The sequence below is a fragment of the Polymorphobacter sp. PAMC 29334 genome, assembly GCF_019431245.1.
GTDB classification, from domain to species: domain Bacteria; phylum Pseudomonadota; class Alphaproteobacteria; order Sphingomonadales; family Sphingomonadaceae; genus Polymorphobacter_B; species Polymorphobacter_B megasporae.
Genome location: NZ_CP080242.1, coordinates 73,577 through 89,745, shown reverse-complemented (window position 1 = coordinate 89,745; position 16,169 = coordinate 73,577). Strand labels below are relative to the sequence as shown.

The window sequence follows — 16,169 nt, the reverse complement described above, 5'->3', positions numbered from 1 at the left end:
CGACACCGGACCGCAATTGCCTTAAAAGGTCTACGTCCGGTTCGTTGTGTTCGCTGCCGGTACAGACGTGGTGCTAAGTGCACAATACCGAGCGGAAGATTCCAATTCTAATCAAGACGATTGGCCACAGGAACAGCGCGCAAGGCTGCTGTGCTGCTCCGCCTGCAATGCTCTGCACAGGTAAGCGCCGATCGAACCCCACGCCGACTGCAGCATTGACGTTTGCGGGTTAGCGTCGGTTTTGGCGTTGTGGCGCTGCTTCAGCTTTTGCCTGTGCGACCCGTACCGGCATGCAGGCGGTTCGGATCGCGATCACGCTTTCTGGAATGAGCGCGCAGGCGGTGCCGAGGATTTGCTCGCGGATCGCGGGCTCGATGGGGATCAGATCATCGCCGTTGGCGTCGCCGCAATAGACCAGGATCATCGACAAGTGCCTGGCGGTGTCGTGGTCGGCGAGGAACGGCGCCCAGGCCTTGATCGAGAGCTTGATGGCTTCGAGGAAGCCCTCGGCCCAATCGCCGGGGATGGCGGTGCCGTCGGGGTGCTGCCAGAAGATCGGCGCCCAGTCGTCTGGTGTGTTCCCCAGCATGGTGGAGATCGCGTTGTCGCGGGCCACGATCGCCTGCAATGCGCGCTCGCCGTCCCGGCCGGCGGGCTGGACGAGGTGCTTGTTGCCCCAGACGCTGGGCAGCCAAATCTCGGGATGGATGAATGCCGGCCCGGCGACGAGGGCGGTCAGGAATCCGTCGAGATCGCTGAGCATCATGGAGTCTTCGGGCGCTTCGTCGCTCGACAGCCAGGAATCGAGTTCGTCGAGGGTCATGGCCGCACCCTTGGCGGATGGTCGCCGGGTCATGCAGCGATCTTGAGGCCGTGGGTCTTCGCCCAGACCCATGGCAGCAACTCGTCGATCCGATTAATCGGATGCTCGCCGATCCGCTCGATAATGTCGGTGAGCCAGGCCTGCGGATCGATGCCGTTCAAGCGACAGGTCTCGACCAGCGAATAGAAGATGGCGGCATCCTCGCCGCCCTTGGCGGAGCCGACAAACAGCCAGTTCTTGCGTCCTAGCGAAACACCGCGCAGGGCGTTCTCGACCAGGTTGTTGCTGATCTCGAGCCGACCGTCGTCGCAGTAGCGGACCATCACAGCCCAGCGGGATAGCGCATAGTTGCAGGCGAGCGCGAGGTCGCTCTTGGGTGCAAGTCCACGTGACTGCACCTCGAGCCAGAGGCGCAGCGCCGCAAGCCTGGGGATCGCCTCGGTCTGGCGCAGGGTTCGTCGCACATCGGGCGGCGAGCCTTTGATGCGGCGTTCAATGGCGAACAGCGCGCCGATGCGGGTGATGGCTTCAGCCGCGATCGCCGAGCACCCCTTGCTGGTCACCAGCACGTCGTTGAACTTGCGGCGAACGTGGCTCCAGCAGCCGACCTCGACGATGCCGCGCGCGGCGCCAGTGGCCCGATCGCGGTAGAGCGCGTTGTAGCCGGCGAACGCATCGGCTTGAAAATATCCGGCATAATCCTGCAGATGCGCGGCGGGATGCGCGCCGCGGCGATCGGCGCTGAACCTGTAGACCACCGCCGGTGGGGCACCGTCTCCCGAACTGCGATCGTCGCACAGGTAAACCCAGAAGTGGGCGGTGCGGGTGCCGGCTTCGCCGGCTGCGCCCGGGGTCAGTAAGGTCACAGGTGTATCGTCACCATGGATCTTACCCGCCGCCAGCACATGGGCCATCATCCGGTCGACGAGTGGCACCATCAGCCAGGCGATCTTGCCGGCCCAGTTGCCCATCAGGTCGCGGTCGATCGCGACGCCGGCGCGGCGCAGGATCGCCGACTGGCGATACCAAGGCAGGTGATCGGCGAAGCGGCTGACCAACAGATGAGCGAGCAAAGCGCTGGTCGCCCGTGCCTTGGGGATCGGCAATGGCGGCACCGGCGCTTGCATGATGCGCTCGCAGGCCCGGCAGGCAAGCCGGGGCCGGATGTGGCGGATGACCTCGAACCGTGCGGGGATATAATCGAGAACTTCGGTGATGTCCTCGCCGATCCGGACCTGGGCTCCGTGGCAGCCCGGGCGGTCGCAGCGGTCGCCGCCGGCAGCGGGCAGGTGTTCGATCTCGCGGCGCGGCAGATGGGCCGGCAGTGGCGCGCGTCCGCCGCGGCGGATCGCGGGCACCGCGTCCTCGCCCGGCGTGTCGTCATTGGCTGGCGCGCCCGTCACAGTGTCACTCGTCATGGCCTCATCGAAGAGCAGGCGCAGCTGGTCTGCTGCGTGTTGCTCCGAGCTGCGACCGAACTGGCTGCGCCGTAGCCGGGCAACTTCATGTTCGAGCTTGGCGATGCGCAATGTCTGCAGCTTGGCCAGAGCAGCACTCTTGGTTAGATCCGCCGTCGTCCGGTCGATCGTCTCGACCGCGTCGCGAACCATGCGCTGGAGAAGAATGGGGTCACGGGGCAAGTGACCAAGGTCAAACCGCATGTACAAGCACTAGCCGATCGAGCGATCGTACGGCCATCGAAAACATTGAAAAGCCGATTAAAAACAACGCCAAACCACTGTTTTATGGCATGCTGTTATCGGCTTAGACGAGCGTCGGGACAACCGGCTCGGAATGGACAATCGCCCGCTTCCAGTCGAGCCCCTCGATCAACATCGCCAGTTGCGCCGGCGACAGCCGCAACGCTCCTTCGCTGGCGCGGGGCCACACGAAACGCCCATGCTCGAGGCGCTTGGCATAGAGGCATAAGCCGCTTCCATCCCAGACCAGTGCCTTCAAACGATCGGCGCGCTTGCTGCGAAACAGGAAAATCGTGCCTGAGAACGGATCAAGCCGGAGGATCTGGCTGACCTGTGCCGCCAAGCCGTCAAAACCCTTGCGCATGTCGCACGGCGTCAGCGACAGATAGATCTTGGTCGACGGCGGGAAACTCAGGCTCACCGGCCGAGCTCGGAAATGACGCCGAGCACCTTCTTCAAGGCCGCACGCTCGATCTCGGGCTCGATCGTTACCCGCGCGCCCGATGGCATGACGATCTCGACCAGTCCAGTCCGCGGCGCAGGCGGGCGCTCCTCGGGTACGGATAATGCTGGCGCGCATAGCTCGACCGGCATGAAACCCGTCATCGCGCCCGCCAGCATCTGCTTGCGCCAGGTGTACAACTGCCCCGTGCCGATCCCGTGTCGCCGCGCCACCAGCGAGGTGATCGTGCCGAGCACCAGCGTCTCCTGGACGATCCGCAGCTTGGCCTCGTCGGACCAGCGCCGGCGCCGCTCAGACTGGATCACCACAGCCGGCTGATCGCCGTGAGCACTCTTACGAGCCTCGTACGTGCAGTCGTTGTCGTCCATCCGCGCAAGCCCTCCAACAGGCCGGCGAAAATCGTCGATTACAGCAGTGTCAACAATGTGGGGATCGTTCGGCGCTTACCTGCACAGCCGGATATGCTCATTAGAACCATTGCGGCGTTCTAAAGATGCTGAACTTGGCGTGACGTGGTTCGATAACGAGCACAGGCGCGACGTCGAAATTGACGGGAGCTTGTGAAACACTGATCAGAACCGAGGCAACAGCTAACAAGATCTCACCTCATAAAATTCGCGCTTTAGCCCTTTGCTCGCCAATGTCTCGACTTAGCAGCGCATTGTGGGACGAATGCAATGAATAGAGCAGACGAGATTTCAACCTACATTCCGATCCTCCACCGCTATTTTGAGAGACGGTGGTCAAATCAGGCGGATGTAGACGACCTTGTTCAGCAGGTGATGCTCCGTCTACTAAGTTGTGAAACAACCGACGACATTGAAAATCTTCGAGCATACGTGTTCCGCACGGCTGCGAATGTGCTTTTTGACCAGCTACGCCGGGATGTGGCGCATGGCGCAGCGTTCCACGACGAATTTGATGCCGATAACCACGGAGTTGACGAACATAACCCGTTGCGTATTGCAGAAGCAAGGCAACAAATCGTGCTAGCAGAAATGGCGCTGCAAGAGTTACCGGAAAGATCGCGATCTATCTTCTTATTAAGGAGGCTCGAAAACTGCTCTTATCGCGACATAGCCTCGCAATTCCAAATGTCTGTAAGCGCGGTCGAAAAGCTTATGGTTCGCCTAGCAAAATATATGACTGACGTGAGATGTGAGCACATCCAGGGCTTCTGGACGACGACCGCTTAACGACGCTTTTGCGCAACGACAGCGGTATCGTCGCTATCGCCGGAGCCGATCCAACAGTGCGCAATGAGGATATACCTGCGCGCTGCGTTCTCCAGACTGAAAGAGTTGCTCGATGCCGTACATCTCTCCGATGTCATCACGCGCCGCCAGGCTGGGTCGCGCAGGTCTTGTCGGCACGGCGATCGCCCTCGCTCGTTCGGAGCCCACCTTCGGAGCGCCGTCCGTACCACCAAAGGCATATGCGGTCTGGCCAACGTGTCATGCTGCCAAGCCCGAAAGGACCGGGATTGGCCCCTCCCTCAGCGCCACGTGATTCCCGTTCGATGAGCGCGACTGCCGACGCCGGGACCGCCGCCGGGCCGACCGTTACCGGAGCGGCCGCTACTGGGCCAACCGTCGACGCGAATCCCGGTGTGGCACTAGCCGGATCGCCCAACGCCAGCCACCTAGGGGCCGACAGTTTCACCAAGCTCGCCGCTGGCGCGATCGGCGTCGTCTTCGGCGATATCGCGACGAGCCCGCTGTACGCGATGAAGGAGGTGTTCGTCGGGCACCATCCGCTCAACGTCGATCACCTCCACATCTTCGGCGTCGTTTCGCTGATTTTCTGGACTTTCTTCATGGTCGTCACCTTGAAGTACGTCCTCATCGTCATGCGCGCCGACAACCGAGGCGAAGGCGGGTCGATGGCGCTTCTCGCGCTGATCTCGCGGCTGTCGCCGGGCGCGGGGCCAAGTGGTTATCTCGTCATGCTCGGTGTCATGGCGACGGCGCTGTTCTTCGGCGATGCGATCATCACCCCGGCGATCTCGGTGCTGTCGGCGGTCGAGGGACTGATCGTCGTCCAGACCGGCCTGTCCCCCGTGGTCCTGCCGATTTCGATCGGCATCCTGATTGGGCTGTTCCTGTTCCAGTCGCGCGGCACGGCGAAGGTCGGCGCACTGTTCGGACCGGTAATGCTCGTTTACCTCGTCGTCATTGCCGGACTCGGGGTGACCCAGCTGGTGGCGAACCCGTCGATCCTCCTCGCCTTGTCGCCGCACTACGCCGTCCTGTTCTTCGCGCGCGATCCGATGCTCGGCTTCCTCGCGCTCGGCTCGATCGTCCTCGCGGTGACCGGGGCCGAGGCGCTCTACGCCGACATGGGCCATTTCGGGCGCAAGCCGATCTCGGTGGCGTGGCTGTACCTCGTCCTGCCGGCGCTGATGCTCAGCTATCTCGGGCAAGGCGCGATGATGCTCGGCGACCCCGATACGGCGCAGAACCCGTTCTACCTGATGGCGCCCGAATGGGCACGCCTGCCGCTCGTCATCCTCGCCACCGCCGCGACGGTGATCGCCAGCCAAGCCGTGATCTCGGGCGCCTTCTCCGTCGCACAGCAGGCGGTCCAGCTCGGCTTCCTGCCGCGGCTCAAGATCATCCATACCAGCGCGTCGTCGGCGGGACAGATCTACATCCCGATGATCAACTGGACGCTGTTGATCCTCGTCGTGCTGCTCGTCCTCGGCTTCCGCACCTCGAACAATCTCGCCGCGGCGTATGGCATCGCGGTAACCGGCACGATGCTGATCACGACGATGATGATCGCGGTGCTCGTGCTGACGATCTGGAAATGGCCGCGCTGGTATGCCCTGCCGCTTCTCGGGCTGCTGCTGATCATCGACGGAGCGTATTTCGCGTCGAACCTGACAAAGATCCCCGACGGCGGCTGGTTCCCGCTGCTCGTCGGCGCGCTCGCCTTCACGCTGCTGACGACATGGGCGCGCGGACGTCACCTGATGATGCTCCGCCTGCGCGAAAGCGCGATGCCGATCGAGGTGTTCATCAAGTCGGCCGCGACCGCCGCGACCCGCGTCCAGGGGACGGCGGTATTCATGACGAGTTCGCCCGAGGGCGTGCCGCATGCGTTGCTCCACAACCTCAAGCACAACAAGGTGCTCCACGACCGCGTCCTGATCCTGACGGTGGTGATCGACGAGGTGCCCTTCGTCGACGACGAGGACCGGATGGAGGTCCGCCCATTAGGCTCGAACTTCTACCGGATGATCATGCGCTTCGGCTTCATGCAGGAGATCGACATCCCGGCGACGCTCAAGATCGTCGAGAATTGCGGCCCCAAGATCAAGATGATGGACACGAGTTTCTTCCTCGCGCGGCAGACCCTGCTCACCAGCGACCGCCCTGGCATGGCGATCTGGCGCGAGAAGGTCTTCGCGTGGATGCTGTCGAATTCGGAAAGCGCGATGGAGTTCTTCAAGCTGCCGACCAATCGCGTCGTCGAATTGGGTAGCCAGATCGAGATCTGACGCAGCGCGGCGCGCGCGTAGTGGGGACCGCCCTTGTATCCGCCCGTGCGCGCCGAGTCGTGCAAGAACGGCAGGCGGGTCGGGCGACCTTCCGCCCGAACCCGACCCGATGGCACCGTGCAGTGGACGCACGGCCTAGTGGGAACTAACGAACGGACAGGCGGTCCGCTTGCCTATCTCGCCGACTTGGTCGGACGACAGAGCGGCTCGACCTGGATGTTGGCGGGGGGCAATAACGTCATGTCGGAAGCGTTCATCGCCTACCTTCAGAACGAGGAGTCGATCCGACTAGCGCACGGCTACCCGATGTGGCAGATAGTAACGGGCTGCGATTTTGGCATCCAGAAGCAGCTGGAACTGCCGGGCGCGTCTGGCGGCCAACAGCTGCGTATAGCGCGCCGTCATCCACGGCTGGTCTCCGAACTTCAGGCGGCGCAGCCACTCGAAATTGAAGTTGCCTTTCGGTGATCAAGCCGCACTCCGGTACAGTGCAGATCGGTCATGGTTATCGGCGTGTAGACGGCCTTGCCTAGAGCGGGCATGGGCGGACCTAATGTGCAGCCGACCGGACGTCGGTCACATCGGTGTGAACCACATCACGCTGCAGGTGACGGCTTCGAGCGCATTGCGACATCCGGTACGAGCAAAGCCAGCAAGACGATCGCCACGGAAATGATGAATACGGCCAGAAAGGTCGCGTGGAGCGCATACTGAAGCGCTTCACTCAGCCGGGGATCAAGGACGTGGCTTCCGACGCCACCGAAAGCCGTCTCGAGCTCGCCAAAGCGGATTGATCGGTCGCCGTAGGAACGCAGGTTGTAGTTCAAAACCGTGCCGAGACTTGCCGCACCAAGTGCGCTGCCGAGATTCCGGGAGAACATAACCGACGCCGTTGCGCTCCCCCGCTCGTTCCCCTCGGCAACCTCCTGAACGAGGACGAGCGAGCTGACGCTGATCAGACCCATGCCGATGCCCATCACGAACGATCCCGCACCCGCGACAATCGGCGAACTACTCGGGGAAAGCAGGACGAAGATGCCTGCGCCCACCGGCACAAAGGATGCGCCCAATGTCAGTACTTGCCGCAGGCCGAAGCGCGGAAAAGACCGCGCCGCGATCGTCGCGCCCAACGGCCAGCCCACCATCGTCATTGTCAGCGCCAATCCCGCCTCGACCGGCGTGCGACGTAGCACCCCCTGGATGTAGATCGGGAGGAAAGACGTAATCCCCATCAGCGCCATACTGCCCAGAACTGCGACCCCGTTCGTCGTCGCGATCGCGCGGCTACTCCAGAGCTGGAACGACAACACGGGATCGAGCGCACGCCGTTCCTGGCGGATGAACAGAATCACGCCAACCGCGAGCACTGTGCCGATTATCAGAAGGGGTGTCGCCTGCGGCATCGACAAGGCGGTCAAACCGACCATGAGCGTAGCGGTGACCATCGTAAACAGCATCGCCCCAATGACGTCGATCGGTTTGCTGCGGACCTCGGTCGATCCTTTAAGGAATAGGACGAAGCCAAGAGCGCTCGCCAGCCCAAGAGGGACGTTGATCCAGAAGATCCACGCCCAGGATGTCTCCCGGACGATCAATGCGCCGATGATCGGGCCGGAAACGGCCGATATCGCCCAAACGCTTGCCAGATAGCCTTGAACCCGGCCGCGCTCGCGACCTGGGAACAGGTCCCCAACGATTGTCAGTGCGATGGGCTGGACGGCTCCGGCGCCTATGCCCTGAATCAGGCGGAAGGCAATCATTGCCGTCATCGACCAAGCAAATCCGCAAAGTATAGATCCGACGAGGAAGATGCCGATTCCCGCAAGCATGACCGGCTTGCGTCCGTAGACATCTGCCAACTTGCCGAACACCACTGTCGCAGAAGTCTGGGTCAGCAGGAATGAAACGAAAATCCAACTGTAGAGATGTAGCCCGCCAAGGTCGGCCACGATCTGCGGCACGGCGGTGGCGACGATCGTCGTCTCGATCGATACCATAAACATTGCCGCAAGCACGGCGACCATGACAAGCGCGCGGTTGGCAGGGACGCAGCGCGATCGCGGTGCGGTGATTGATATAAGCGCTTCGGTCACGGCGCCGGCGTCCATTCGCCAGCCGGTTTGCGATGCAATCGGATAGGTCGCTCCACAATCATAACCATCTCCAGCAATCTGAGGGTTGGCCATCCGCAGTCGTGGCCCTCGGCGGCCGATTGTACGTCCGGGCCCGTGCGGCAAGGAGCGAGATCTTGTGAGGTGTGGTGTGCCGGGGGTGGGTGGCGGTACAAAAAACTCCGCTTCGCGAAAGAGCGGCGAGTTTCAGAAGGGCCGCAACGAAATAACTGCTTTTCTTGCACGGAAATGATCTGCAGAAGTCGAGTACACACTTATTGAATAGCGAGCATCCAGGAAATCGCATGACGGTGCACTTTGCATACGAATGGCGAGATGCTGGCGCATCCCGGTTTTGCTCTTACGGAAACGAACCCTGGGCATTCGCTTCGCACAGCTTCATGCGACGCCGCCTTGCCGGTATGAACCAATTCCCGGTCGGCGCAGCAGACCGACTATTTCGTTGGACGCTTGGCCGACGACCCGACGATCATGCGGGTCTGAGAGTCCGTTTGAGAATGCTCACGGGTGCACGATCCGTCGTAGCATGAGGCTGCCGAGGGCGACGTGGACCATGGCTTCGGAGACGTCGATCCGCTGTTCGTAATCCCGCACGAGGCGCTTCCATCGTGTCATCCAGCCAAAGGTGCGCTCGACGACCCACCGCCGCTGCAGCACTTTGAAGCCGGGCTCCTTGTCGGTGCGGCGGATGATCTCGAGGACGAAGTCCTGGTAGATGGCCGCGTCCATCAACTTGGTGCGGTCATAGGCGCCATCGGCGAACAGGTGCTTGAGCCAGGGCCACCGCTTGCGGATCGCGGCAACGATCGCCTGCGCGCCGGCGCTGTCGGAGATGTCCGCCGTCGTCAGGTTGATCATCAATAGCCGCCCGTCGGTGTCCACGGCGATGTGACGCTTGCGGCCGAGGACCTTCTTGCCGGCGTCGAACCCACGGCTTTGCGCTGCCGGAGCCTTGATCGACTGACTGTCGATCACTGCTGCACTCGGGCTTTGCTCACGACCCTCGCGTGCCCGGTCCAGCATCAGCGTGACGTCGTGGAGCGTGCGAAACAACAGCCGCCGCACAAGCCGCCGAAACCACCAATAGACCGTCTGCCATGGCGGAAAGTCGTTCGGCAGCATCCGCCAGCCGCCACCCGTCCGAGCAAGATAACGCAAGGCGTCAAGCACCGCGCGAAGATCCGTCGTCGGCTTACGCCCTCGTTTTGGCGCGGGTGGCAGAAACGGCTGGATAAACCGCCACTCCTCGTCCGTCAGATCGGTCGGGTAGCGCTTCGCTCGCTGCTCAAATCCAGCCATCCGGCCACGGCTCGCTCGGGTCCACATCCCAAGCTTGAATCACAACCGCGCCACCCCTTCAAGCCATTCTCAAACGGTCTCTGAGCGACTTGGGGCTTTAGTGGCAGGCGACACCGCCTCCAGTCTCGACGGCGCCGCTCACGTGGTCCAGCTTGCGTTGACGCCAATTTTTCTTCTGACCGGCCTTGCATCCATGCAGAACGTGTTTGCAACGCGATTGGGCAGGGTTGCGGACCGCGTCGATCTACTTACGCGAGATCCCGCTGGGCGTCAGCAGCAGCTTCAGCGCCTCAGACTGCGATCGCGAATTCTCGATCTCGCAGTCCTGCTCGCAGCTTTTGCGGGCGGGCTGACCTGCTGCGCAGCGCTTACGCTATTTTTCGGTGCCCTGCAGAATGCCGGCAGTGGTCGGCTGCTCTTCGCGCTTTTCGGAGGCGCGCTCAGCTGTGCTGTACTAGCGCTTATCTCGTTCTCGGTTGAAACCATCCTTTCCGGGCGGACGGTTCGCGAGCAAACTGAACCCGGCGCGCCGGCAGATCCGGCACCTAGCGACGGGTAACGAGCTTCCATGGATGCCCCAAGCTAAGGCTGGAATGCTGCCGCCACTTAGGGAAACAAACGATTTGGCTGATCCGGTTTTTTGAATGGTCGTTGAGTCTGTTGTTTCAGTATGATGTTTATTAAAATTTGAATGTCCTTAATCTTACGCCGTCTAACTCGATCGAGCACGCCAGAACGAGTATTACTCTCTCGAAAGTTCGTTAGAGGGAGTCATCCGTGGTAATCCATTTTGACAGGGACATCTCGCATGACGCGCATTGCTTCGGTCCGCAGGGTCGCCAATTTGCGGCCTGTTCGGTAGCCCACGAACTGTGCAATCACCTTCAAGTGGTTGCGAGCGCGATTGGGCTTCTTGAACGCGGGGTTGGGTATGCAAGCGGGCCCGATCTGGATTTTATTTTTAGTGGAGCGCGCACATCGCTCGAGCGGGCCAGCGCCTTGAGCAGGCAACTTGTAGATGGGGATCAGCCTGAAGCCAGAAAGTGCTGCAGCATCTCGATCGCAGCGAGGCTGTCCGCGCTTCAAGAGACCGTGCTGCTAGTCGCCGGCCCGGCGATCTTCGTAGAGTACGAGATGTGTAAGGATCTTCCGGAGGTTTTCTGCTCGGAGCAGGCATTTGACGACGCAGTTCTCAACATCGTCGTCAATGCTGGCCGGGCGATGCCAAGCGGCGGCCGTATCTCGATCACCACATCGTTGGATCCAGCGATACGAGATGGCTTATCGTTCGCGGTGCTTCGTATCGCTGACACCGGCTACGGGATGCCGGCAGAAATTGCGGCCCGCGCCTTCGATCCGCGGTTTACTACACGCCCTAACGGACAAGGTTCGGGACTTGGCTTGTCGGCCGTAGCGTCTTTCGCTCGGTCTGCCGGAGGATCGGCCGAGCTCGAAAGCCGTCCCGGTATCGGCACGATCGTTACGCTTCGGCTGCCGGCGGAGTTGAAGGTCGCGCGGGCGCTGCAGAGCGACTGACGCGAAACGCTATCTGCGTCAGTCGGCACATTGCTTAAAAGGATGTAGCTTCATCCGAGGCCAAAGCCTGCATGACGCGCTTGGCAAGTCAGCGCGCATCAAGGGCGTACTGCGTAAATATCAGATCATCTGCTTTCGGGAGTTTCAGATGGCAGCCGTTGCAGGTGTTAATCAGAGCCGCATCACCGTTTGCTCGTCCGGCTTCGAATTGCCCATAGCCCCAGCCACCAGTCGCTCGGAACTTCCTCGAGTCCTTAACTTCGACCTGAACGTTGGTCGCAGACCCTGGGACAAATGACTGCGGCCGCCCGAAAATCGCGTTATTGCGCTCGGACGGGACCAGTTTCCAAGCGACGCGAACAAGAACGGCCCCGTTGGGGAACGGTCGACGGCCGCTGCGCATCGCTTCGACCGCAGCATTATTGCCGAGGATGACTCGGATGTCGTCGAGGCCGCCAGCCTCATGCGCTACGCTCACGACCTTCCAGTTCCTGTACCCTCCGGGTAAACGAACACCATATTCGGGAGATACATTCTCTCGATCGTATCCAGCGGCGAGCGCGATCGTGCTGCTGACCAGCAATATGGCTGCGAGCGCTGAATTGCGGTGATGTGGCAGACGCATGCGGATTGATCCTTCGCTTGGGGCTGATGTCTGAAGCACGCGAAAAAGGCGCTCAACCTGGGGTCGAGCGCCTGTTCTCGGGCAGATGAAAATCAGACCTGCGCGATGCCGCCGTCCGCGAACAGCTCGGAGCCGTTCACGAAGCTCGCATCGTCGGTTGCCAGAAACAGCGCAGCCTTCGCGATTTCGTCCGGCTGCCCGACACGTCCGAGGGGAATCTGCGTTGCGAAATGATCGAGCAGACCCTGCTGGTGGGCCGCGTCGTCGCCGACGATACCGACAAGGCCAGGCGTGTGCACCGGTCCTGGGCTCAAGACGTTGACGCGGATCCCGGTGTCCTTCAGGTCGAGCACCCAGCTACGCGCCAGGTTGCGAACCGCTGCCTTCGATGCCGAGTATACGCTGAAGGCCGGCGTCCCCCTCGAAGCGGCAGTCGATCCGGTTAGGATGATCGAGCCGCCCTTACCCATCAGCGGAAGTGCTTTTTGAACGGTGAAAATGACGCCCTTGACGTTGCTGTCGAAGGTGTCGTCGACCTGTTTTTCGGTAATCTGACCGAGCGGCAACAGGCTGCCCCCGCCGGCGTTTGCCATAAGCACGTCGATGTGGCCCGCTTGATGCCCCAGCAAATTATACAGTCGGTCAAGATCGTCGAGATTGGCAGAGTCCGCCTGAACCCCCACCACATCGCCGCCGATTTGCGCAACTGCTTGGTCGAGCGCGTCCTGACGCCGGCCGGTGATGAAAACTTTCGCACCTTCAGCCGAAAAGAGCCTAGCGGTAGCGAGGCCGATGCCCGTTGAGCCGCCGGTTACCAGGGCAACCTTACCAGTGAGACGATCGCGCATTCAGGAATTCCTTCGGGTTGGCGGTGCGCGCGTCGCGCCCGCGAGGGTGTTGCACCCCGATTACCCGGCTTCCACCGCCTGAGGTAGGAAGCTATTGTTAGATGATGTGTGCCAGTGGGCGGGCTCGCCCTGGGCGGTTGCCGGAATTAGCGAAGTTGCATCGCGCCGCGTCGCAACGCCGCGGTGACTGCGTGCGTCCGATCATTGACGTCAAGCTTAGCAAAAATGCTTCGCAGGTGCGCTTTTACCGTATCGTCAGAAATGGACAGCTCCCAAGCGATCACCTTATTCGCCTTGCCTTCAGCGACAAGTTGAAGGACCGTAAGTTCACGTTGAGTCAGGGATTCTTCGGCCGAGTGGATTGCGATTTCTTGCGCGACGGACGCGGGCAAATAGCGCCTCCCAGCGTGAACAGCCCGGATTGCATCAAGCAATTCGCGCCGAAGGGCGCTTTTCAAGAGGTAACTCGACGCGCCGGCCTTGAGCGCTTGGACGGCCTGAACGTCGCCCTCGTAGGTCGTCAGAACAATGATGTGAGCGGAAGGCGAAATCGCGCGGATCCTCGCGATCGCTTCCAAGCCGTCCATGATTGGCATCTGCAGGTCCATGAGCGTCACATCAGGATGGGACTGCTCATAGGTCGCGATGGCTTCAGCACCGTTTGCCGCCTCGCCGACGAGCGTCATGTCGGCCTCGTGCTCGATGATGCTTGCTATGCCGTCGCGGAGAGCGGGATGGTCGTCAACGGTCATGACTCTAATCGGTCGAGATGAGGCCATAAGTATTTTCCTATGTTCGCGGTATCAAGAACGGCTTGCGTCTGACCGTTCGTCCCCTGGTATAAGCGAGCCGGCCAGGCACGGTGACGCGTATTTCAGTTCCGAGGGCCGGGCTGGACGAGATAGCCAGCTTTCCCCCTGCGCGCTCCGCACGCTCCCTCATCCCAATCAGCCCGAAGTGCCCTGGCCGCTGCCCGGCTGAAGCCACGTCGTTGGGCAGTCCCGAGCCATCGTCGCGAATGCCGAGCCGCAGCTCTCGGGAGTAAATCAGTCCTACCTCAATCTTGCTCGGGTTAGCGTGACTGAGCGCATTGCGGACAGCTTCTTCGCTGATCCTCAGCATCTCCTCACGCACAATAGGCTCCAGCGGGCGAACGCGCCCTTCCACCGTTACCGTAAGCGGTATGAGGGGATCCGCACCGAGCCCTGCAATCAAAGTAGCGATATCGCTCGCAAGGTCTGCATTGACCTCGGATGCGCGGAGGTTGCTCACACGGTTGCGCCCCTCGGTGAGGACGTTCTCGGCCTGCTGCAGTGCGAGCTCCAGCGGCGGCCGCAAGTCACTATTGGGGGCCATCCTGTTCGCAACGGACTGAAAGCGAAGGACTAGACCCTGGAACCCCTGCAAGAGCGTGTCGTGTAGTTCACGTGCGATCCGCTCTCGTTCGGCGTGCCGAGTTTCAAGGTGCTCACGGACGCGAGCCGTCAGCTGGCGAGCGCGAACCGTGTAAGCAGCCCACAGCAAGACGGCCGCCACGATTGCGCATAGAGACATGAACAATGGCGACTGGAAGAATGTCGGCTCGACCGTTAGATCCAAGACTGCGCCCGACTTATTCCATACGCCATCCTCATCGGCTGCGATCACATGAAATTGATAATGCCCAGGACGCAGATCATTATAGGAAACCTGCCTTAGTGAGCCGGCCTCGTTCCATTCCTTATCCGCGCCTTCCAGCTTATAACGAACGTGCACTGCATCGGGATTTCCAAGGCTGATAGCGCTGAAGGCGATGATGACTTTTGTCATGACCGGTGTTACAGTCGCTCTACTCGGATCACGAAAGATCTTATTACCCAGCGTGACGGCGTTTATCGAGACTGGTGGTGGTGATGGACGCGGGTCTCTCTTCAATTTAACGGGATCGACCCAGGCCGTACCAGTGTTAGTTGCAAACCAGAGCCGACCGTCACCTCCACGAGCAGCCTCTCGAAGGCCATACGCGTGGGCAACACCTGGCAGTCCCTCGTGGGTGCCAAACACCGTCGTTGAAGGTCCCCACCTAGGATCGGCAAACGCCCGATTAAGATCATCTGACGCCATCCGGACGATGCCAACACTTGTCATCATCCATGTTTCGCCCTCTGGAGTTCTTACGATGCCGAATGTTCCTCGCAGGGCGGGCACCCGTTGCGACGTGACGAACTCGAATCTGCTGCCTCGCCATCTCGCCACGCCGAAACGGCCGCCAAGCAGGATGGCGTCTCCTTCATCAGAAATCGTGCTGAGCCTTAGAAGCGCGTTTGGCCGATGCAGCAAGATATTGGTGTAACTAGGCGGGTCATAAAGCCTGATCGATTGGCTTGAAGCGCTCGTCAGCAGCTTGCCATCCTTCCGTACCAGAAGTGGCACTGCACCGCCGCCGTCGCTGTCTTGTTCATTGGACAAAACACGCCAGCCTTTGACAGTAAGCTCATATAGTTCAGCCCCGGCTGATAGGAACAGCGCGCCTTGATGATTAACAACGCAGTCATCGAAGAATGGTTCTGCCGGACGGTCGACGGCATTCCTAATTCTGCCATTGAAACGCACGATCGTCTTCTGGGTAACAATCCAAACATCGCGACCGAGACCTTGGCATAGTGCCTGAGCTCCTCCGATATTCGTTGATATTGGCAAGGGCGACCCTCCAGGAGCGGCGCGAAACACACCATCCTGCTGGCCAAAGAAAACGTCGCCCCACGAGGTCGCAAGTAACGAAGAGCCGAATTGGGGCACCATTACCAATCGTGGTTCTCTTATCACGGGAACGGGCCGGAAGCGATCCAACCCAGCGGAGGTCGCGACCCAGATATTCCCTTCGTGGTCTTCAAATATATTCTGGACGGCGTTTGATGTAAGTCCGTCCGCCTCCCTGAAGCCCTCAACTTTCGAAGCAGAGGCTTCGGCAGACTTTTCTCCAGATGAAGACGGAGAAACTATTTTGTAGATGCCGACATCGCTGCTCGTGCCCCAGAGAGCGTCATTACGGTCGAACAATATGTGTCGAGAGCGAGGTCCATTGGGAACTGGATATGGGTGGATTGTCGAGGCACGCCCCTCAACGACCCGGGCAGTGCTTTGATCCGACGCCCAAACGTTGCCGAATGAATCCTGCGCGAGCGCTGAAAGGCCCACTGGCGAATATGAGGTTTTCCGAAATCGCCTAGAATTTGACCGTAGGAAAAAGACACCCTGATAG

The 16,169-nt window shown here is 60.7% G+C and carries 16 protein-coding genes; 6 read left to right on the top strand and 10 right to left on the bottom strand.

Annotated features, from left to right (window positions below):
- Positions 1-229 precede the first annotated feature (229 nt).
- From KZX46_RS00425 to KZX46_RS22585, 4 genes are all read right to left on the bottom strand, one after another.
- The gene (locus KZX46_RS00425) at positions 230-823 is read right to left on the bottom strand and encodes a UPF0149 family protein (protein ID WP_219774025.1); all 594 of its coding nucleotides are present in this window, start codon (positions 821-823) and stop codon (positions 230-232) included.
- Between the two features lie 29 nt (positions 824-852).
- The gene (locus tag KZX46_RS00420; protein ID WP_370647443.1) at positions 853-2,433 is read right to left on the bottom strand and encodes an IS66 family transposase; all 1,581 of its coding nucleotides are present in this window, start codon (positions 2,431-2,433) and stop codon (positions 853-855) included.
- 154 nt (positions 2,434-2,587) lie between these two features.
- Positions 2,588-2,944, bottom strand: a complete 357-nt coding sequence (gene tnpB, locus KZX46_RS00415) for an IS66 family insertion sequence element accessory protein TnpB (RefSeq protein ID WP_226895864.1) — start codon at positions 2,942-2,944, stop codon at positions 2,588-2,590.
- Positions 2,941-3,354 carry a transposase gene (locus KZX46_RS22585; protein WP_226895863.1) on the bottom strand — a complete coding sequence of 138 codons (414 nt, stop codon included), beginning with the start codon at positions 3,352-3,354 and terminating at the stop codon, positions 2,941-2,943. Before KZX46_RS22585 ends, tnpB begins: the two co-directional genes overlap by 4 nt.
- A 309-nt stretch (positions 3,355-3,663) precedes the next feature.
- Between KZX46_RS22585 and KZX46_RS00410 the strand changes: the two genes are divergently transcribed.
- From KZX46_RS00410 to KZX46_RS00400, 3 genes are all read left to right on the top strand, one after another.
- Positions 3,664-4,182 carry an RNA polymerase sigma factor gene (locus KZX46_RS00410; RefSeq protein ID WP_219774022.1) on the top strand — a complete coding sequence of 173 codons (519 nt, stop codon included), beginning with the start codon at positions 3,664-3,666 and terminating at the stop codon, positions 4,180-4,182.
- A gap of 323 nt (positions 4,183-4,505) precedes the next feature.
- The gene (locus KZX46_RS00405) at positions 4,506-6,488 is read left to right on the top strand and encodes a potassium transporter Kup (RefSeq protein WP_219774021.1); all 1,983 of its coding nucleotides are present in this window, start codon (positions 4,506-4,508) and stop codon (positions 6,486-6,488) included.
- Between the two features lie 240 nt (positions 6,489-6,728).
- On the top strand, positions 6,729-6,956 hold the full coding sequence (locus KZX46_RS00400) for a hypothetical protein (protein ID WP_219774020.1): 228 nt from the start codon (positions 6,729-6,731) through the stop codon (positions 6,954-6,956).
- A 128-nt stretch (positions 6,957-7,084) separates the two neighbouring features.
- Here the strand turns inward: KZX46_RS00400 and KZX46_RS00395 are convergent, their stop codons facing one another.
- Positions 7,085-8,596 (bottom strand): MDR family MFS transporter, encoded by a 1,512-nt coding sequence (locus tag KZX46_RS00395; RefSeq protein ID WP_219774198.1) that lies wholly within the window; start codon positions 8,594-8,596, stop codon positions 7,085-7,087.
- A 308-nt stretch (positions 8,597-8,904) separates the two neighbouring features.
- Here KZX46_RS00395 and KZX46_RS23350 point away from each other — a divergent pair, with 308 nt between their 5' ends.
- Positions 8,905-9,150: a DUF1348 family protein gene (locus tag KZX46_RS23350; RefSeq protein WP_219774019.1), complete on the top strand. Its 246-nt coding sequence runs from the start codon at positions 8,905-8,907 to the stop codon at positions 9,148-9,150.
- Here the strand turns inward: KZX46_RS23350 and KZX46_RS00385 are convergent.
- Complete coding sequence (locus tag KZX46_RS00385; RefSeq protein WP_219774018.1) at positions 9,122-9,946, bottom strand: IS5 family transposase; 825 nt, start codon at positions 9,944-9,946, stop codon at positions 9,122-9,124. The genes KZX46_RS23350 and KZX46_RS00385 overlap by 29 nt on opposite strands.
- Positions 9,947-10,019: 73 nt before the next feature.
- On the opposite strand from KZX46_RS00385, the gene KZX46_RS00380 reads away from it, so the two are divergent.
- Both KZX46_RS00380 and KZX46_RS00375 read left to right on the top strand, forming a co-directional pair.
- Positions 10,020-10,478: a DUF2721 domain-containing protein gene (locus tag KZX46_RS00380; RefSeq protein ID WP_226895862.1), complete on the top strand. Its 459-nt coding sequence runs from the start codon at positions 10,020-10,022 to the stop codon at positions 10,476-10,478.
- A gap of 218 nt (positions 10,479-10,696) precedes the next feature.
- A complete protein-coding gene (locus KZX46_RS00375; RefSeq protein ID WP_219774017.1) occupies positions 10,697-11,455 on the top strand; it encodes a sensor histidine kinase in 759 nt (252 codons plus the stop codon).
- Positions 11,456-11,543: 88 nt separating this feature from the next.
- Here the strand turns inward: KZX46_RS00375 and KZX46_RS00370 are convergent, their stop codons facing one another.
- The 4 genes from KZX46_RS00370 to KZX46_RS00355 all read right to left on the bottom strand — a co-directional run bounded on the left by KZX46_RS00370 (position 11,544) and on the right by KZX46_RS00355 (position 15,967).
- Positions 11,544-12,080, bottom strand: a complete 537-nt coding sequence (locus tag KZX46_RS00370) for a cytochrome P460 family protein (protein WP_219774016.1) — start codon at positions 12,078-12,080, stop codon at positions 11,544-11,546.
- 92 nt (positions 12,081-12,172) lie between these two features.
- Positions 12,173-12,928, bottom strand: a complete 756-nt coding sequence (locus KZX46_RS00365) for an SDR family NAD(P)-dependent oxidoreductase (RefSeq protein WP_219774015.1) — start codon at positions 12,926-12,928, stop codon at positions 12,173-12,175.
- A gap of 146 nt (positions 12,929-13,074) precedes the next feature.
- A complete protein-coding gene (locus KZX46_RS00360) occupies positions 13,075-13,680 on the bottom strand; it encodes a response regulator transcription factor (RefSeq protein WP_255614807.1) in 606 nt (201 codons plus the stop codon).
- A gap of 37 nt (positions 13,681-13,717) precedes the next feature.
- Positions 13,718-15,967 (bottom strand): sensor histidine kinase, encoded by a 2,250-nt coding sequence (locus tag KZX46_RS00355; RefSeq protein WP_219774013.1) that lies wholly within the window; start codon positions 15,965-15,967, stop codon positions 13,718-13,720.
- Positions 15,968-16,169: the final 202 nt, after the last annotated feature.